We start from the raw sequence: 18420 nt of genomic DNA, 5'->3' as shown, positions 1-18420 counted from the left end.
CGCGCGCCCTCCTCACGATTGCGCCGGCGCCGCATGCGCCGGGAGAGAGACGGAAGCGCGCGGCGTCTGCGGCGCGGCGATGCGGCTGGCGAGGATGGCGGAGACGATGAAGATCGCCGCTTCGCCAACGAAGACCATGGCGTAGGCGGAGAGCGGGGCCCCGGTGAGCAATCTAGCAATGTCGACGAGAATCGTCGCGAAAACGCCGCCGCAGCCGAAAGCGATGGCCTGCGCCGCGCCCCACAGTCCCATGCGCGTGCCTTCGCGCGCATGGGCTCCCGATCCTGCGAGACCCATCATCGAGCCGATCGCCGCCACCGCGAAGGCGCCGTTCGAGACACCCAGCGCGAAGACGGAGGCGCGCAGCGCGAGAGCGAGGCCCGTATAGCCGCTCGCGGCGACGGCGACGAGCGACGCGCCCGACGCGACGCAACCGCCGACGGTCCACATGCGCAGCGACCCGAGACGCGGCCCGCCAATCCCCGTCGCCGCTGCGGCGACGCCGATCATGCCGAGCAGCACGCCGCCATGTTGCAACCCCGCAAGCTTGGTGGTCGCGCCCGGCGTCATGCCGAAAACGACGCCCGCGAAGGGTTCGACCAGCAGTTCCTGCATGCTGTAGGCGAGCATGGAGACGAAGATGAAGATAGTGAACTGGCGCGCCGCCGGCTCCCGCCAGACCTGCGCGAAGGCTACCCGAAAAGGCGGCTTCTGATGCGCCGCGACAGGCGCTGGCGCATCGGTTTCGACGCCGATCACTGCGAGCGTCGCAACGAGGAACGCGATCGCGCAAACGCAGGCGGTCACGACGATGAGGCGCTGCTGAGAGAAGGGATCGAGGAAATGGCCGGCGAGCGGCGCGCTGACCGCGAAGCCGAGGATCATCATCACCCAGACGGTCGTCGCGGCGGCGGCGCGGCGTTGCGGCGCCACGCGCGTCGCCAGCATGGCGAGGACCGACGTTCCCGCCGCGCCGGCGCCGACGCCGACGAGAAGGAAGGCGAAAGCCGCAAGCGCAAGCCCGGCGACGGGATTGCTGGCCGTGAGCGCGGCGCCGAGCGCCGCGCCGACGCCGCCGAGCGAGAGCGCCGCGAGGCCGCCAATGATCCATGGGGTGCGCCTGCCGCCGACATCGGCGCCATAGCCCCAGGCGGGCCGAAGAATTTGTATCCCGTAATGCGACGCGACGAGCAGGCCCGGGACGAAAGCTGGCAAAGCAAGTTCGACGACCATGACGCGATTGATGGTCGAGGTCATGAGCACGACGATGGCGCCGAGCGCCGTCTGCACGAGACCCAACCGGACAATGCCGGACCAACCGAGCGGCGCTGCGTTCATTCCAAGCCTCCCTGGCGGCTCTTTGTTCTGTCGGCTTACGCTCTCATGGCGAAGGCGCTGATCAGCATGCCGAGCACGTAAAGGGTCGTGCCCGTCGCGTTGTAGAAGGGAGCCTGCGCCCGCGGATCGGCGAGCAGGCGCCGCATCAGCCAAAATTGGCCGGCGAGCAGCGCGGCGACGCCGGCGGCGTGGAGCGGATGCCCCCAGTGGACGAGCAGCGCAATGACGATGACTTGCGGCGCGGCCATCACGACGCAGGCGAAGCGCGCGGCTTCGTCGACGCCGAGTTGCACGGGCAGAGACGCGACTCCCATGCGCCGATCGCCTTCGACCGATTTGAAGTCGTTGAGCGTCATGATGCCATGGGCGCCAAAGCTGTAGAGCAAAGCGAGCGCGATGATGCGCCAGTCCGGAAGCGAGGCCGCCATGACGGCCGCGCCGGTGAACCACGGCAAACCTTCGTAGCAGAGCGCGACGGCGGAATTCCCCCACCAGCCGTTCTGTTTCAGCCGCAGCGGCGGCGCGCTGTAGACCCAAGCCAGGAAAAGCCCGAGCGCGGCGGCGGCGAAAACCCACTGGCCGAGCGCCGCGGCGACGGCAAGCGAGAGCAGCGTCCAGACGCAGGCGATGTAAAAGCCCCAGCTTCCGGGAATGCGGCCGGACGGAATCGGACGGTTCGGCTCATTGATGGCGTCGACATGGCGGTCATACCAGTCGTTCACCGCCTGGCTCGTCGCGCAGACAAGAGGGCCCGCCAGCATGACGCCGGCGAGCACGAAAGTCCAACGCGAAAGAGGAGAAACGCCTGACGAGACGATGCCGCAGCCGAACGCCCACATCGGCGCAAACCACGTAATCGGCTTTAAAAGCTCAAGAACGGCTGCGGGTTTCGGCGTCTGCATCCCTGGACGGTATGCTTGACACTAGCATCTGTCAATGTGGATTTACACATGTGGCATTGATCGTGTTGAATCGTCCTGAAACCTCAGTCGCTCAGCGCCTCCTCGTCGAGGTCGCCAAGTCCATAGCGGCGCAGCTTCGTGTAAAGCGCCTGCCGGCTCAGGCCGAGCATTTCCGCGGCGGAAGCGCGATTGTCCTTCGTCAGCTCCAGCGCCGCCTCGATGCAGAGGCGCTCGATGAGATCGGTGGTTTCCCGCACGAGATTTTTCAGCGGCACGCGACCGACAAGATCGGCGAACTGTTCGGCCGTACGCGGCAATTCGCGGCCGCCGAGCCGCTCACGCCCGCCGCGCGGGCTGGCGTTGCGGATGCAGAAGCCGAGGCAATGCCGAGCGCCGTCGGAGACATCGATGGCCGAAACCTCCACGTCCTCGATCGTCCCATGCTCGCCGCGCATCACCGTCGAAAAATTACGCAGCGCGCCATGCGTCTGCAAATTCGCGAACAGCACGTCGACGTCGAGCCCCGGGCGGCCGACCCATTTCTCGATCGGCTCGCCCCGCAATCTGTCCTCGGAGGCGGCCTGCGCGAGATCCACGAAAGCGGCGTTGGCCATCAGGACTCGCCGGTCCTTGTCGGTGAGCGCGAAGGCGTCCGGCATCCGCTCGAGCGCGAGCAGCGCGCCGGCTGCGTCGATGGACATGGGAGCGCCGCCATTGACGCGCGAAAGAATGACGAGAATGGAACTGACGCCGTCCTGGCGAAACATCGCGCCGGAGAGCAGAAGGGGTTCGCCGCTCTCGGCGAGCGCGCCATGCACATTGTCGAGGCGCGGCGCCACGAGCAGCGCCGAGACGAAAGATTGCGCCGCGCGCCGACTCGCATCGTCGAAGAGGTCGGTGAAGACGCCGCCGACGATCTTCTTCAGAGGCTTGCCGATCAGCGCCAGGGCGGCGGGATTGGCCTCGACGATGCGCTGCGTGCCGGCGTCGATGATGAGAATCGCCTCAGCCGCGAGTTGAAACAACAGCCTGTAGCGCTTTTCGGCGCTTCGGATCTTCGCGTATTCGCGCTCCATTTCCTGCTGCGCCTCGGCGACGCGCTGCTGCAGCGACGCGAAGTCGCGCAAATCGCGTCCGAAGGCCACGATCGGCCCGCCAGGACGACTGCGCGTCGCTGCATAATTCATCGGCAGATCTGCGCCGTCTTTTATGGGATGGTTGATCTGCCGCCAGCGCGGCGGCGCGCCTTTGAGCGCGTCGCGCAACAGCGCGTCGATTTTCGGACGGCTTTCAACCGTCGCCGTGTCGACCCAGCGTCGGCCGATCCACGCCTTGGCCAGAGCGGCGTCGCCCGCGCCAGCGGCGGCGTCGACGATCACGCCTTTGGAATCCAGAATAAGCGTGACGTCGGCGGCGGCGGCGAGCAGCGCGCCGACATTCTCCACGGAGATCTTCCCCAACTGCGCGTCGGGGGCGGAAAAGCCCTTGGAAGCTGCGGAGGTCGTGGCGTCGCTCACGGCGCTAATCTCGCTTTCTGACCATTTTAGTCGACACGAAAAAGTGTGCGTTTTTATTGGGCAGGCCAAACCTTAGCAACGTTTCATCTTCTGATGGGGGCGCCCGACGCTGCGCGATCCGTCTGGCGTCCTGCGCCCGCTTCGGCGTTTTCTATTCCCTTCGCTTGCTGCGAGCACCCTATAGCCCCTTCTTCATCGGCCAAGCAAAGCGTCGCGCTGAATCTCAACGGTTTTGCCCAGTTTTTTGAAAGCAAGGGCGATGCCGAAGGAAATTTTGTTTGCGGCAGAATAGCGCATCCTCGCGCGATTGTCACACAAAGTGAACGTCAATTTTCATTGACACTTTCCTGTAAAGCGCTCTAAGCTTCGCGTCAGGGTCGCCTGGCGGCGGATCGCGCGCCAAGGGAAGTCCCTCAAAAAGACATGGCGAGGCGAGGAAGCGGCATGAGCGATTACCGGCTTCAGAATGCCAAACCTCTTTACACGGCCGACGAACGCCGCCGTCGCGACGAGACGATCTGGACGCTCGTGCAGGGCGTGCTGGCGCCGGTGCAGTTTTTTGTCTTCCTCGTCAGCCTCATTCTTGTGCTGCGCTACCTGTTGACCGGCGAGGGAGAAAGCGCCGCGACAATCTCCGTCGTCGTCAAGACGATTGCGCTCTACGCCATCATGATCACCGGCTCGATCTGGGAGAAAGTGGTCTTCGGCCGCTATCTCTTCGCGCCGGCCTTCTTCTGGGAAGACGTGTTCAGCATGCTGGTGCTGGCGCTTCACACGGCCTACCTCGCGGCGCTCGCCTTCGGCTGGCTGGACGCCCGCGGCCTCATGCTTCTCGCGCTCGCCGCCTATGCGACCTATGTCGTCAACGCCACGCAATTCCTTCTGAAGCTGCGCGCGGCGAGGCTGGACGAAGCGGCGCGCGTCAGACTGCAGATGGAGTTTGCGCCATGAACGCGCTCGCGCCGCTCCCGCCTGTCGCTTCCGGCGCCTGTCACGCGTCGCCCATCGTGCAGGAGCGCGGCCAGCGCGAGGTCTTCTGCGGCCTCACCGGCATCGTCTGGCTGCACCGAAAGATCCAGGACGCCTTCTTTCTCGTCGTCGGTTCCCGCACCTGCGCGCATCTGCTGCAATCCGCGGCAGGCGTGATGATCTTCGCCGAGCCGCGTTTCGCCACCGCCATTCTCGAAGACCGCGATCTCGCCGGCGTCGCCGACATCGACGACGAACTCGATGCAGCGGTCGAGCGTCTGCTCACGAGACGTCCCGAGATCAAGCTGCTGTTCCTCGTCGGCTCCTGTCCGTCCGAAGTCATCAAGATCGATCTGTCGCGCGCCGCCGCGCGTCAGTCGAAGAAGCACGCGCCGCGCGTGCGGATACTGAGCTACTCCGGCAGCGGCATAGAGACGACCTTCACCCAGGGCGAAGACGCCTGCCTCGCCGCGCTGGTTCCGGCTCTCCCCCAAGAGGCGCTGGACGCGCCGCAGTCGCTGCTCGTCGTCGGCGCGCTCGCCGATGTCGTGGAAGACCAGTTCGCCCGCCTCTTCGACGCGTTGGGAATCGCGCCTGTGCGCTTCCTCCCCATGCGGCGCGCCGCCGACCTTCCTCCCGTCGGCCCCAACACGTCGTTTCTCCTCGCCCAACCCTTCCTCGGCGACACCGCTTACATGCTGCAGGAGCGCGGCGCGCGCCCCATTGCGGCCCCCTTCCCGCTCGGCGTCGAGGGCGCGACGCTCTGGCTGCGCGCCGCGGCCGAAGTCTTCGGCGTGACGCAAGAGCGCTTTGAGGCCGCCGTCGCGCCCGCCCGCGCACGCGCGGCGCAGGCGCTCTCGCATTATCGCGACGCACTCGCTGGCAAGCGCATCTTCCTCTTTCCCGATTCGCAGCTCGAACCCGCTTTGGCGCGCTTTCTCTCGCGCGAAATGGGCATGGAGATCGTCGAGATCGGCACGCCCTATCTGCATCGCCGCCTCATGGCGAGCGAACTCGACCTGCTGCCGCCAGACGCGCCGATCGTCGAGGGCCAGCATGTCGAAAAACAGCTCGACCGTTGTCGCGCCGCCCGTCCCGACCTCGTCCTCTGCGGCCTTGGGCTCGCCAATCCGCTGGAGGCGGAAGGCTTCACAACGAAATGGTCGATCGAACTCCTCTTCTCTCCCATCCAGGGATTCGATCAGGCGGGCGACCTCGCGGAACTCTTTGCGCGGCCCTTGAACCGCCGCGCGCGGCTGGAGGTCTAGGCCATGCAGCTGACGCTCTGGACATATGAAGGGCCGCCGCATATCGGCGCCATGCGCGTCGCGACCGCCATGCGCGGTCTGCATTACGTACTCCATGCGCCGCAGGGCGATACATACGCCGATCTCCTCTTCACCATGATCGAGCGCCGCGGCGCCCGCCCGCCCGTCACCTACACCACCTTCCAGGCGCGCGATCTCGGCTCGGACACGGCGGAGCTTTTCAAGAACGCGGCGCGCGAAGCCTATGAGCGTTTCTCCCCGGAGGCGATGATCGTCGGGGCTTCCTGCACGGCCGAGCTGCTGCAGGACGATCCCGGCGGTCTCGCCAAGGCGCTCGATCTTCCCTGCCCCGTCATTCCGCTGGAACTGCCGGCCTATCAGAAGAAGGAAAACTGGGGCGCCGCCGAAACCTTCTACCGGCTTGTGCGCGGACTCGCCGGCGCGAAGCGCGAACGCCGGGAGCGGTCGCGCAAGAGCTGCAATATTCTGGGGCCGACGGCGCTCGGCTTCCGCTGCCGCGACGATGTGCGCGAAATTGAAACGCTGCTTGAGACTCTCGGCGTCGACGTCAATGTCGTCGCCCCGCTGGGCGCCAGCCCGCGCGATTTGACGCGTATCGGCGACGCGGATTTCAACGTCCTGCTCTATCCCGAGATCGCGCTCACGGCCGCGCAATGGCTCGAGCGCACGCATGGGCAGCCCTTCACCCGGACCGTCCCGATCGGCGTCGGCGCCACGCGCGATTTCATCACGGAAGTCGAGCGCCTAGCGGGTCTCGACGCGGCGGTTGCAAAGATGGCCGAGCCCTCGCGTCTGCCTTGGTATTCGCGCTCCGTCGACTCGACCTATCTCACGGGCAAGCGCGTCTTCGTCTTCGGCGACGCGACCCACGCCATCGCCGCCGCGCGCATCGCGCGGGACGAACTGGGCTTCACGGTCGTCGGCCTTGGGACCTATTCGCGCGAATTTGCCCGCGACGTCCGGGAGGCCGCGGCGCGCTACGGGCTGGAGGCGCTCGTCACGGATGATTACCTCGAGGTCGAAGCCAAGGTCGCGGAGCTGCAGCCCGAACTCGTGCTCGGCACGCAGATGGAGCGCCATATCGCCAAACGCCTCGGCGTTCCCTGCGCGACGATCTCCGCGCCTGTTCATGTGCAGGATTTCCCCGCGCGATACTCGCCGCAAATGGGCTTCGAGGGCGCCAATGTGATCTTCGACTCCTGGGTTCATCCGCTCATGATGGGCCTCGAGGAGCATCTGCTCACCATGTTCCGCGACGACGTCGAATTCCATGACGCAGCCGCGCCATCTCATCTCGGCGGCAAGCAACCGGCGCCGCCGGCGGCCATCGCGCCTGTCATGAGCGACATCGTCGTCGCCTGGGCCGACGACGCCGAAAGGGAATTGAAGAAGGTACCCTTCTTCGTGCGCGGCAAAGCCCGCCGCAACACGGAGAAATTCGCCGCGGAACGCGGCCTAGCGACTATCACCGTCGAGACGCTCTATGATGCAAAAGCATACTTTGCACGCTGAAGCGGCGGCCGTGAAGGTCGTCATCGTGACGATGGACACGCATGTGGCCACGGCGACGGACCGTGCGCGCCGCAAACTGGCGCAGGATCTGCCGGGCCTCTCGCTCAGCGTCCATGCGGCGTCGGAGTTCACGACCAATCCGAAGGCCCTCGAAGCCTGTCTTGCCGCAATCCGCGAAGGCGACATTATCGTCAACGCCATGCTCTTCCTCGAAGAGCACTTCAAGCCGCTGCTCGCCGCTCTTGCGGCGCGGCGCGCCCATTGCGACGCGATGATCACGATCATGTCCGCGGGAGAGGTTGCGAAACTCACCCGCATGGGGCGCTTCGACATGAGCGCGCCGACGTCTGGCTTCATGTCGCTTCTCAAACGCCTGCGCGGCAATAAGGGCAAGTCTGAAGCCGCCGGCGCGCGGCAGATGAAGATGCTGCGCCGCCTTCCGAAAATCCTTCGCTTCATTCCGGGGACGGCGCAGGACGTACGGGCCTATTTTCTTGCCCTGCAATATTGGCTCGCGGGCTCCGACGAGAACATGGCCAATATGGTTCGCTTTCTCGTCGACCGCTACGCCGATGGCCCCCGGCGCGCGCTGCGCGGCCGCCTGAAGCCGGCGGCGCCCGTCGAATATCCGGAAACCGGCCTCTACCACCCCGCGCTGCCGGGCCATGTCTGCGAGGGCCTCGATCAGTTGCCGACGCCGCCCAACGCAAAGGCGACTGTCGGGCTCATCGTGCTGCGCTCCTATGTGCTCGCCGACAACGCCCGCCATTATGACGGCGTCATCGCCGCCATGGAGGCGCGCGGCCTCAAAGTCATCCCGGCTTACGCCACGGGCCTCGACGCGCGTCCGGCGATCGAGAAATATTTCATGCGCGACGGGCGGCCGATCATCGATGCGCTCGTCTCGATGATCGGCTTCTCGCTTGTCGGCGGCCCCGCCTATAACGACGCGAAAGCGGCCGAGGAAATCCTGGCGCGGCTCGACGTGCCCTATATCGCCGCGCACCCGGTTGAATTTCAGACGCTGTCGGATTGGCGCGGCTCGGATCGTGGCCTTCTCCCGGTCGAAGCGACCGTCATGGTGTCTATCCCCGAACTCGACGGCGCGACCGGCCCAATGGTGTTCGGCGGCCGTCCGTATGGCGCGGGCGCCTGCACCGCCTGCGCGCGCAACTGCGTCTTCCCGGACAGCGACAGCGCTCGCGACATGCAGGCCTGCGCGGAGCGCGCCGATATGCTCGCGGCGCGTGTCGAAAAGCTCACGGCGCTGCGCCGCGCCGAGCGCGCGGCTCGGAAAGTGGCGATCGTTCTCTTCAACTTCCCGCCCAATTCCGGCGCGACCGGCACGGCCGCCTTTCTCTCGGTCTTCGAGTCCCTGCATCGCGTGCTGCACGAGATGAAGCGCAGCGGCTATAGCGTCGAGCCGCCGGCGACGGTCGAGGCCTTGCGCAAGGCGATCGTCGACGGCAACGCTCAGCGCTTCGGCGCGCAGGCCAATGTGCATGCGCGCGTAATGACGGACCAGCATGTACGGCATGAGACCTGGCTCGATGAAATCGAAGCGCAATGGGGTCCGGCGCCTGGCCGCCAGCAAAGCGATGGAACCTCGATACATATCTATGGCGAGCGCTTCGGCAATGTCTTCGTCGGCGTGCAGCCCGCCTTCGGCTATGAAGGCGACCCGATGCGCCTGCTCTTCGAGAAGGGCTTCGCGCCGACGCACGCCTTCTCGGCCTTCTATCGCTGGCTGAAGGAAGATTTCGGAGCCGACGCCGTGCTGCATTTCGGCACGCATGGCGCCCTGGAATTCATGCCTGGCAAGCAAACCGGCCTCTCCGGCGCCTGCTGGCCGGATCGCCTGATCGGCGCTTTGCCGAACTTCTATCTCTACGCCTCGAACAATCCGTCCGAGGGCGTGCTCGCCAAGCGACGTTCGGCGGCGACGCTGATCAGCTATCTGACGCCGCCCGTCGCAAATGCAGGGCTCTATCGCGGCCTCGCCGAACTGAAAGCCTCCATCGATCGCTGGCGCGCGCTCGACCCCGCCGAGGCAATGGAGCGCGGCGAGCTCGCGGAACTCATCCAGTCGCAGGCCGCCGCCGTCGATCTCGAAGCCGCCGAACCGCTCTGGCGCGAAGCGGCCGCGCAGAAGATCGTCAAGCTCGGCGAAAAGGTGCTCGAACTCGAATATGCGCTCATTCCGCATGGGCTGCATGTCGTCGGCGAACCGATGGCGCACGAGGCGCGGCGGGACATGCTTCTCGCCATGGTTGACGCCACACAGGGTCCGAGGATCGACGGCGACATGATCGACGCGCTGATGCGCGAGGTCGCGCCCGAGACGATTTCTTCAGACCCAGCAGCGCGCGAAACGCTGCAGACTCTCGCCGCCGCCAACGCCGCGCTTGCGCAAGACCACGAACTCGCCGGCCTCATCCGCGCGCTCGACGCCCGTTTCGTGCCGCCGGCGCCGGGCGGCGACGTGCTGCGCACCGCCGAGGTGCTGCCCACCGGCCGCAATCTTCACGGCTTCGACCCGTTCCATATTCCAAGCGTCTTCGCCGTGCGCGACGGCGCGCGCCAGGCCGCGCGTCTGCTCGAACGCCACATGAGCGATGGCGGCGCGTTGCCAGAAACGATTGCGCTCGTCCTGTGGGGCACCGACAATCTCAAGACGGAAGGCGGTCCCATCGCGCAGGCGCTCGCGCTCATCGGCGCCGAGCCGCGTTTCGACGGCTATGGCCGGCTCGCCGGCGCGACATTGACGCCGCTCGAAAAGCTCGGCCGGCCGCGCATAGACGTGATGATTTCCCTTTCCGGCATCTTCCGCGATCTTCTGCCGCTGCAGATCAAGCTGCTCGCGGAAGCATGCCTCCTCGCCGCGTCCGCTGACGAACCTGTCGAACAGAATTTCGTGCGCAAACATGCGCTCGCCTTCATCGCCGCCCATGGCGGAGACATGGAGACGGCGGCTCTGCGCGTCTTCGGCAATGCCGACGGCGCCTATGGCGCCAATGTCAATACGATGATCGACGGAGGCGCATGGGAGGACGAGGATCAACTCGCCGAAGCCTATATGCGTCGGAAGGGCTTCGCCTATGGTGTCGCCGGCAAGCCGATGCGCCAGAACGAGGTGCTGAACAGCGTGCTGGCGCGCGTCGATCTCGCCTATCAGAACCTCGATTCCGTCGAACTCGGCATCACCACGATCGATCACTATTTCGACACCCTCGGCGGCGTCAGCCGCTCGGTGAGGCGCGCCAAAGGCGAGATGACGCCTGTCTATATCGGCGATCAGACCACCGGCGAAGGCGTCGTGCGCACGCTCAACGAGCAGGTGGCGCTAGAGACGCGAACGCGTGCGCTGAATCCAAAATGGTACGAGAGCATGCTGAAACACGGCTATGAGGGCGTGCGCCACATCGAGTCGCATGTAACCAATACGATGGGCTGGTCGGCCACGACCGGCCAGGTCGAGCCCTGGGTCTATCAGCGCCTTACCGAAACCTACGTGCTCGACGCCGATATGCGTCAGCGCCTTGCGCAGCTCAACCCGACGGCTTCAGCGCGCATCGCCAATCGCCTCATCGAAGCGCATGAGCGCCATTACTGGACGCCCGATCAGGACACGCTCGCCGCGCTTCAGCAGGCGAGCGAGGAACTGGAAGACCGCCTTGAAGGCGTGACTGAGGAGATTGCGGCATGAATGTTCAGATCCGCAAACCCGACGAGACGGACTCCTTCCAGGTCCAGCTCGACCCCGACCTGCAAATCGGAACCGCGAAAGTCTTCGCCATCTACGGCAAGGGCGGCATCGGCAAAAGCACGACCTCGTCGAACCTTTCCGTCGCCTTTTCGAAGCTCGGCAAGCGCGTGCTGCAGATCGGCTGCGATCCCAAGCACGATTCCACCTTCACGCTGACCAAGCGACTCGCGCCGACCGTCATCGACGCGCTCGAAAGCGTGAAGTTCCATTCCGAGGAGCTGCGCACGGAAGACTTCGTCGTGGAGGGATACAATGGCGTGATGTGCGTCGAGGCCGGCGGGCCGCCTGCTGGCACGGGCTGCGGCGGCTATGTCGTCGGCCAGACGGTGAAGCTCCTCAAGGAGCATCATCTCCTCGAAGACACCGATGTCGTGATTTTCGACGTGCTCGGCGATGTCGTCTGCGGCGGCTTCGCCTCGCCGCTTCAGCACGCCGGGCGCGCGCTGATCGTGACCGCCAATGATTTCGATTCGATCTTCGCGATGAATCGAATCGTCGCAGCCATTCGCGCCAAGTCCAAGAATTACGAGGTGCGGCTCGGCGGCGTCATCGCCAATCGCAGCGCCAAGACGGACGAAATCGACCGTTACAACGACGCCGTCGGCCTGAAGCGCGTCGCGCATTTCCCGGATCTCGACGTCATCCGGCGCAGCCGGCTCAAGAAATCGACGCTGTTCGAAATGGAGCCATCGCCCGAGCTCGAAGCGGTGCAGAACGAATATCTGCGCCTCGCCCAGGAGCTGTGGGATGGCTACGAGCCGCTCGACGCCGCGCCGATGAAGGATCGCGATCTCTTCGAATTTCTGGGGTTCGACTGATGACGACGCCGAGCTATGTCGCCAGACGCGGCGAACTTGAAGCCTATTTCGACCGTACCGCCGTCGAAGCCTGGAAGCGGCTGACTTCCGACGCGCCCGTCAATCGCATTCGCGCCACGGTGCGCGCCGGCCGCGACGCGATGCGCGAGACTTTGCTGTCCTGGCTGCCGCAGGATCTGCATGGTCTGCGCATTCTCGACGCCGGCTGCGGCACCGGCGCGCTCGCAATCGAAGCGGCGCGGCGCGGCGCCGATGTCGTCGCCGTCGATCTATCGGCCACGCTGATCTCGCTCGCGCAGGAGCGCGCGCCGAGCGATCTTTCGGGCCGCGTGAGCTTCGCCGTCGGCGATCTGCTCGATCCCGCATTCGGACAGTTCGATTACGTCGTCGCAATGGACAGCCTCATCCATTACGAAGGCGCGGACATCGCGCGCACGCTGGCGGCGCTGGCGCCGCGCGTCGGCGGCTCGCTTATTTTCACCATCGCGCCGCGCACCCCTGCGCTCACCGTGATGCATGCCGTTGGGCAGCTCTTCCCACGCGGCAATCGTTCGCCCGCTATTGCGCCCATCTCAATAGGAAGGCTCGCGCAAAACATGCGGATGCATGCGTCGCTGAACGACTGGGACGTCGCACAGACCGAGGAAATCTTCAGCGGCTTCTACATCTCCCAGGCGGTGGAGGCGCGCCGCTCATGAATCGCGCCAGCGCCGCCCTCGTCAAAGGCCTGATGCGCATTGGGCCGGGCGTCCTGCCTTTCGCGGATGCCGGTTCGCCCGAGCTGCCGATGCCGCGCCTCTTGCGCCTGTCGCTGTTCCAGGTGACGGTGGGCATGGCGGCGGTGCTGCTGATCGGCACGCTCAATCGCGTCATGATCGTCGAACTCGGCGTGCCGTCCTGGCTCGTCGCGCTGATGCTGTCGCTGCCGCTGCTCGTCGCGCCGTTCCGCGCGCTGATCGGCTTTCGCTCCGACACGCATCGCTCCGTGCTCGGCTGGCGGCGCGTGCCCTACATCTGGTTCGGCACGATGCTGCAGTTCGGCGGCCTCGCCATCATGCCTTTCTCGCTGCTGATCCTTTCCGGCGACACGACGGGACCGATCGTCATCGGGCAGGCCGCCGCGGCGCTCGCCTTCCTTCTCGTCGGCGCAGGCCTCCATACGGTGCAGACCGTCGGCCTCGCCCTCGCGACGGATCTCGCGCCGGCGCATACGCGTCCCAAAGTCGTCGCGCTGCTTTGCGCCATGCTGCTCGTCGGCATGGGGGTCAGCGCTCTCGCATTCGGCGCGCTCCTCGCCAATTTCAGCGCGATTCGTCTCATTCAGGTCGTGCAGGGGGCGGCGGTCGTGACGATGGCGCTGAACTGCGTCGCATTGTGGAAGCAGGAAGCGCGCGGCGCGCTGCCGCCGGCGCAGGACGTCGACTTCTCCGACGCCTGGCGTCGCTTCGCCACGGCCGGCCGCGCCCGTCGCCGGCTATTCGCGACCGCCTTGGGCACTGCCGGCTTCAGCATGCAGGACATACTGCTCGAACCTTACGGCGGACGCGTTCTGCATTTGCCGGTGGGCGCGACAACGGCTCTCACCGCGATGCTGGCCTTCGGCAGCGGGGTCGGTCTCGCCATCGCGGCCCGCTGGCTTTCGCGCGGCGCGGACGCCCATCGCGTCGCCGGCGTCGGCGCGGTGGCGGGAGTCGTCGCTTTCTGCGCGCTGATCTTCGCGGCGCCGGCCGAGTCGTCGACGCTCTTCAGCATCGGCGTCACGCTCATCGGCCTCGGCGGCGGCCTCTTCGCGCACGGCACGCTGACCGCCTCCATGGAAAACGCACAGCCAGAGGATCGCGGTCTCGCGCTCGGCGCCTGGGGGGCCGCCCAGGCGACCGCCGCCGGTCTCGCCATCGCGGCGAGCGGCTTCGTCAATGACGCGGCCTCATCGCTCGCGCTCAGCGGAACGTTCGGCGAGGCGCTTGTCGGCCCGGCCACCGGCTACGCCATCGTCTATGTCGTCGAAATTCTTCTGCTCGTCGCAACGGTCGTCGCGATCGGACCCCTCGTCCGCTTCGCGAAGCCGCCGGCCGAGGCGCCGAAGGAATTCCACCTGGTCACCTCGCCCAGTTTCAACTCGGGAGCCATGCGATGATACGCGGAGCCATCACCAGCCATATCGATGTGGCGCAAGTCGTTCTTTACGCCTTCTGGATCTTCTTCGCCGGCCTGATCTTCTATCTGCGCCGCGAAGATCGCCGCGAGGGCTATCCGCTGGAATCGGAGGATCGCGGCGTGGGCGATCGGGGCTTCCTGCTCATCCCGGATCCCAAGACGTTCCTCCGTTCGGACGGATCCGTCGTCCTCGCGCCGAATTTCGAGCGTGACGCGCGCGCGCCCAACGCCGAGAAAGCCGCGCTTTTCCCCGGGGCCCCGCTCACGCCCAATGGCGATCCGATGCGCGCCGAAGTTGGGCCCGGCGCCTATGCGCTGCGCGCGGACGTCACGGAGAAGACGCATGACGGCCGGGATCTCATCGCGCCCCTGCGCATCGCCACCAATTTCGCCGTCGCCAGCGAAGGCCCGGATCCGATCGGCATGCAGGTCGTCGCTGCCGACCGCGACGTCGTCGGCGCCGTCAGGGACGTCTGGGTCGACCGCTCTGAAAGCATGCTGCGCTACTACGAGATCGCGCTCGAGGGCGGCGGCCGCGCTCTCCTCCCGGTCGGTTTCGCCAATGTCGACGGCGGCAAGCGGCTGATCAAGGTCGACGCGATCCTCGGCGAGCAATTCGCCGGCGTGCCGAGGACGCGGGACGCCGACAAGGTGACGTTGCTCGAAGAAGAAAAGATCGCCGCCTATTACGCCGCCGGCACGCTTTACGCCACGCCCGCACGCACGGAGTCGATGCTGTGAAAGCCGTCAATCTCGAAAAGCTCCTGCCCGAGGATATTCCGCAAGGGGAACGTATCCTTTGGCACGGGCGGCCGAACTGGATTGCGCTCTATCGTCGCGCCTATCGCGCCGATTTTGTCGCGGCCTATTTCGCCTTGCTCGCGATCTGGAACGCAATCGACGCGTCGTCCTCCGGGGCGGCGGCGGCCGCCATTGCGGCGTCGCGGGCGCTGGCGATCGGCTTCGCCGCGCTGGCGTTGCTCGCGCTGCTGGCCTGGGCGTCCGCGCGCACGGCGCTCTTCGTCGTCACGTCGCGACGCGTCGTGATGAAGATCGGCGTTGCGCTGCAAGTCTTCTACAATCTGCCTTTTGCGCAGATCCGCAATGCGGCGATGCGCGTCGAGAATGACGGCTCGGGCGACGTAACGCTGCAACTCACGCCGGGCAAGCGCATTGGCTATCTCAATCTCTGGCCCTTCGCGCGACCGTTCCGGTTTGGCGACCCCGAGCCCGCCATGCGCGGCCTGGCGGATGCGCGTCATGTCGGCGACATCCTCGGCGGGGCGCTTGTCGCCGCCGCGCAGGAACGTGGAGACGCACATATCGCCGAGCCGGAAGCAACAGTCCCCGCGGTGAATCCGACCGCCATGGCGGCCGACGCGATCGCGGCGTAGATCGAACGAGGGGAGTGACGAATGAGTCAGGCGTCGATCGAAAAAGGCCATTCGCCGCATGATGGCGTGCCACGCCAAATTTTACGCGGCGCCGCGATCCTGATCGGCTTTGCGCTTCTAGCCGCCGGCATGTCCCGGATCACCGATGTCGGGACGCTGCACATGCCCGCGGCGAGCGCCGTGGAAACGCTCGCTCTTCGTTTCGAGGATCAGCCCGATGGGTCCGTCGCCGTGAGGGATGCGCAGGACAGCCACGCGATCTATATCGTGCAGCCAGGCGCCTATGGCTTCATCCGCTCGACCTTGCGCGGTCTTGCGCGCGAGCGCAGGCGCTCGGACCTCGATGCGTCGACTCCCTTCACGCTCACGCGGTGGAGCGACGGCACGGTGTCGCTCCAGGACGCTTCGACGGGCCGCCGCGTCAATCTCGACGCCTTCGGTCCCGACAACGCTCGCGCCTTTGCGCAGCTCTTCAAGGAAAGGCCGGATCAGCCATGAAAACGGATTGGCTTTTTCCCCTGACGCGGCAGAGCTTCGACGCGCCCTGCCGGGTCGAAATCGGCCACACGGCCGAGAGCCTTTTCGCGCATGTCGAGATCGACGGCGATTTCGAGATGCGCCCGGGCGACCGCGTGTTGGTGCAGAACGCGCCGACCGAGACGCCTTTCGGCTATCGCATAACCGTCGCGCGACGCGCGACTATCATTCGCGCCGGGCTCCTTGAACGTCTGTGGACCCGTTTCTGCGGCCAGTTCGAACTCAACGAACTTTACGACGTCAGCTTCACGAACAGGAGAGCGCTATGAACGCCCCGCTGCGCCACAATGTCTCGCTCGAAGCGACGCGCGTCGCCCAGGAAAGCACCCTGCTGAGCCCGCGCTTCTACACGACGGATTTCGACGAGCTCGACAAGACGGACGTCTCTCCCGTCCGCAAGGAGTGGGACGCGCTGATGGAGGAGATGCGCTCGGACCCCAACAACAGGCACTTCCAGCGCACCGAGGAGTTCAACGCGGATTTCGTCTATCCCGAAGCGCTCGACAAGGAATTTCGCGACTTCCTCATCAGCTCGATCACGGCCGAATTCTCGGGCTGCGTGCTCTACGCCGAAATGAAGAAGCGCGCGCATAATCAGGACATGAAAGACCTGTTCGCCTTCATGAGCCGGGATGAAGCGCGGCACGCGGGATTCATCAACGACACGCTGAAGGATTTCGGCATCGGCATCGATCTGTCCTTCCTCACCAAGACGAAGAAATACACCTTCTTCAAACCAAAGTTCATTTTCTACGCCACCTATCTTTCCGAGAAGATCGGCTACGCCCGCTACATCACCATTTACCGGCAGCTTGAGCGCCATCCCGAGCGTCGCTTCCACCCGATCTTCAAATGGTTCGAGAAATGGTGCAATGACGAGTTTCGTCACGGCGAGGCATTCGCCCTGCTGATGCGCGCGAACCCGAAGCTGATCTCGGGATACAATGTCTACTGGATCAAGTTCTTTTTGCTCGCGGTCTTCGCGACGATGTATGTGCGCGACCATTGCCGACCGGCCTTTCACGAGGCGATCGGCGTGCATCCCGACGAATACGACTTCAAGGTTCTGCATCTGACATCTGAAATCTCCAAGCAGGTTTTCCCGATCACGCTCGACCTCGACCATCCGGCCTTCAAGGCCGGGCTCGATCGTCTCGTCGAGATCGAGCGCGCCATCGCGCAAGCCAAGGCCCAGGGCGGCCTCATGGGGCGCATCAAGCAGGCGGGGCTCGCCGCGGCGGCGGCCGCGACTTTCGCGCGCCTTTACTTCCTGCCGGCGAAGTCCAACGCCTTGCCGGCGGAAATCCGTCTCGCGCCGGTGTGGTGAGGAGCGACCCATGTCAGCCTACGCCCCGCCGATCGCCGCGACGCTCCTCATGTGGTGGGCGAGTACTGGCGCGATCCTGTATCTCGACGGTCTCTCGCGCCGCACCTTTGCGTGGAGCATGGCGGGATCGACGGGGCTTTTCCTGCTGGCGCTGTGGGGCATGTCCGCGACGAGCGGGGAAACCAGCGCCGCATCGGCCTATTGCGCCTTCGCCTGCGGCCTCATGGCCTGGGCCTGGCAACTTGTCAGCTACTACATGGGCTTCATCACCGGACCCAACCACGCGCCTTGCCCGCCGGGCCTTGCCGGCTTCGGGCGCTTCATCGCGGCGATCGGAACAAGCCTCTATCACGAAATCGCGATCATCGTCTGCGCCGCCGCGCTCATTGCGCTGACATGGGGCCAGCCGAATCTCATTGGCCTCTGGACCTTCCTCGTGCTGTGGTGGATGCACAGCAGCGCCAAGCTCAATCTCTTTTTCGGCGCGCCCAATCTCAGCGAAGAACTGCTGCCGGAGCATCTGCGCTATCTCGTCACTTATATGCGCCGCCGGCCGATGAATCTTTTTTTCCCCGTATCCGTCACCGTGTCGACCATCGTCACTGTGCTGATCGCGCAAAAGGCTTTCGTCGCTACGACGCCCTTCGAGATCGTCGGATACACAATCCTCGCGACGCTCATGACGCTTGCTGTCGCCGAACACTGGTTTCTCGTCGCGCCGCTGCATGCCAATGCGCTCTGGTCCTGGGGCGTAAAGGACGGCCATGCGTCGAATGACGCCGAGGAGCGCGACGACAGCGATTCGCTGCGCGTCGCCGCCATTGAGGCGGCCCGCGCCGCGGGAAGAATCTAGCGCCACAATGAAGGGCGCAGTTGGGAACGACCGTTACGCCG

The 18420-nt window shown here is 65.4% G+C and carries 17 protein-coding genes; 14 read left to right on the top strand and 3 right to left on the bottom strand.

The genetic code is table 11. From position 1 onward, the window contains the following. Window positions 1-12: 12 nt before the first annotated feature. The 3 genes from ACPFMJ_RS16000 to ppsR form a co-directional block, all read right to left on the bottom strand. Window positions 13-1338: a BCD family MFS transporter gene (locus ACPFMJ_RS16000; protein WP_424360940.1), complete on the bottom strand. Its 1326-nt coding sequence runs from the start codon at window positions 1336-1338 to the stop codon at window positions 13-15. A gap of 35 nt (window positions 1339-1373) precedes the next feature. Continuing rightward, the gene (chlG, locus tag ACPFMJ_RS15995) at window positions 1374-2240 is read right to left on the bottom strand and encodes a chlorophyll synthase ChlG (protein ID WP_424360939.1); all 867 of its coding nucleotides are present in this window, start codon (window positions 2238-2240) and stop codon (window positions 1374-1376) included. An 83-nt stretch (window positions 2241-2323) separates the two neighbouring features. Beyond that, window positions 2324-3757, bottom strand: coding sequence for a transcriptional regulator PpsR (ppsR, locus tag ACPFMJ_RS15990; RefSeq protein WP_424360938.1), 1434 nt, complete (start codon window positions 3755-3757; stop codon window positions 2324-2326). 45 nt (window positions 3758-3802) lie between these two features. On the opposite strand from ppsR, the gene ACPFMJ_RS15985 reads away from it, so the two are divergent. The 14 genes from ACPFMJ_RS15985 to puhE all read left to right on the top strand — a co-directional run bounded on the left by ACPFMJ_RS15985 (window position 3803) and on the right by puhE (window position 18379). Beyond that, complete coding sequence (locus ACPFMJ_RS15985) at window positions 3803-4120, top strand: hypothetical protein (protein WP_424360937.1); 318 nt, start codon at window positions 3803-3805, stop codon at window positions 4118-4120. Window positions 4121-4201: 81 nt separating this feature from the next. Then, window positions 4202-4708 carry a 2-vinyl bacteriochlorophyllide hydratase gene (gene bchF, locus ACPFMJ_RS15980; protein ID WP_424360936.1) on the top strand — a complete coding sequence of 169 codons (507 nt, stop codon included), beginning with the start codon at window positions 4202-4204 and terminating at the stop codon, window positions 4706-4708. After that, window positions 4705-5994, top strand: coding sequence for a ferredoxin:protochlorophyllide reductase (ATP-dependent) subunit N (locus tag ACPFMJ_RS15975; RefSeq protein WP_424360935.1), 1290 nt, complete (start codon window positions 4705-4707; stop codon window positions 5992-5994). The genes bchF and ACPFMJ_RS15975 overlap by 4 nt, the downstream gene beginning before the upstream one ends. A 3-nt stretch (window positions 5995-5997) precedes the next feature. Next, complete coding sequence (gene bchB / locus ACPFMJ_RS15970; protein ID WP_424360934.1) at window positions 5998-7527, top strand: ferredoxin:protochlorophyllide reductase (ATP-dependent) subunit B; 1530 nt, start codon at window positions 5998-6000, stop codon at window positions 7525-7527. Beyond that, window positions 7502-11233, top strand: a complete 3732-nt coding sequence (locus ACPFMJ_RS15965) for a magnesium chelatase subunit H (protein ID WP_424363888.1) — start codon at window positions 7502-7504, stop codon at window positions 11231-11233. Before bchB ends, ACPFMJ_RS15965 begins: the two co-directional genes overlap by 26 nt. Further along, window positions 11230-12111 carry a ferredoxin:protochlorophyllide reductase (ATP-dependent) iron-sulfur ATP-binding protein gene (gene bchL / locus ACPFMJ_RS15960; RefSeq protein ID WP_424360933.1) on the top strand — a complete coding sequence of 294 codons (882 nt, stop codon included), beginning with the start codon at window positions 11230-11232 and terminating at the stop codon, window positions 12109-12111. Before ACPFMJ_RS15965 ends, bchL begins: the two co-directional genes overlap by 4 nt. Beyond that, window positions 12111-12809 carry a magnesium protoporphyrin IX methyltransferase gene (gene bchM, locus ACPFMJ_RS15955; protein WP_424360932.1) on the top strand — a complete coding sequence of 233 codons (699 nt, stop codon included), beginning with the start codon at window positions 12111-12113 and terminating at the stop codon, window positions 12807-12809. Before bchL ends, bchM begins: the two co-directional genes overlap by 1 nt. Further along, window positions 12806-14248, top strand: coding sequence for an MFS transporter (locus tag ACPFMJ_RS15950; protein WP_424360931.1), 1443 nt, complete (start codon window positions 12806-12808; stop codon window positions 14246-14248). The genes bchM and ACPFMJ_RS15950 overlap by 4 nt, the downstream gene beginning before the upstream one ends. Next, window positions 14245-15009 (top strand): photosynthetic reaction center subunit H, encoded by a 765-nt coding sequence (gene puhA, locus ACPFMJ_RS15945; RefSeq protein WP_424360930.1) that lies wholly within the window; start codon window positions 14245-14247, stop codon window positions 15007-15009. Before ACPFMJ_RS15950 ends, puhA begins: the two co-directional genes overlap by 4 nt. Beyond that, window positions 15006-15662 carry a photosynthetic complex putative assembly protein PuhB gene (puhB, locus tag ACPFMJ_RS15940; RefSeq protein ID WP_424360929.1) on the top strand — a complete coding sequence of 219 codons (657 nt, stop codon included), beginning with the start codon at window positions 15006-15008 and terminating at the stop codon, window positions 15660-15662. The genes puhA and puhB overlap by 4 nt, the downstream gene beginning before the upstream one ends. 21 nt (window positions 15663-15683) lie before the next feature. After that, window positions 15684-16160 (top strand): photosynthetic complex assembly protein PuhC, encoded by a 477-nt coding sequence (gene puhC, locus ACPFMJ_RS15935; RefSeq protein ID WP_424360928.1) that lies wholly within the window; start codon window positions 15684-15686, stop codon window positions 16158-16160. Beyond that, window positions 16157-16468: a hypothetical protein gene (locus ACPFMJ_RS15930; protein WP_424360927.1), complete on the top strand. Its 312-nt coding sequence runs from the start codon at window positions 16157-16159 to the stop codon at window positions 16466-16468. The genes puhC and ACPFMJ_RS15930 overlap by 4 nt, the downstream gene beginning before the upstream one ends. After that, entirely contained in the window at window positions 16465-17526 is a 1062-nt protein-coding gene (gene acsF, locus ACPFMJ_RS15925; RefSeq protein WP_424360926.1) for a magnesium-protoporphyrin IX monomethyl ester (oxidative) cyclase, read from the top strand. Before ACPFMJ_RS15930 ends, acsF begins: the two co-directional genes overlap by 4 nt. A gap of 10 nt (window positions 17527-17536) precedes the next feature. Beyond that, window positions 17537-18379: a putative photosynthetic complex assembly protein PuhE gene (gene puhE, locus ACPFMJ_RS15920; protein ID WP_424360925.1), complete on the top strand. Its 843-nt coding sequence runs from the start codon at window positions 17537-17539 to the stop codon at window positions 18377-18379. The last annotated feature ends 41 nt before the right edge of the window (window positions 18380-18420 follow it).

The organism is Methylocystis parvus (assembly GCF_049675845.1).
Classification (GTDB): domain Bacteria; phylum Pseudomonadota; class Alphaproteobacteria; order Rhizobiales; family Beijerinckiaceae; genus Methylocystis; species Methylocystis parvus_A.
The sequence above is the reverse complement of the archived record's forward strand: the minus strand, read 5'-3'. Positions and strand labels throughout refer to the sequence as shown.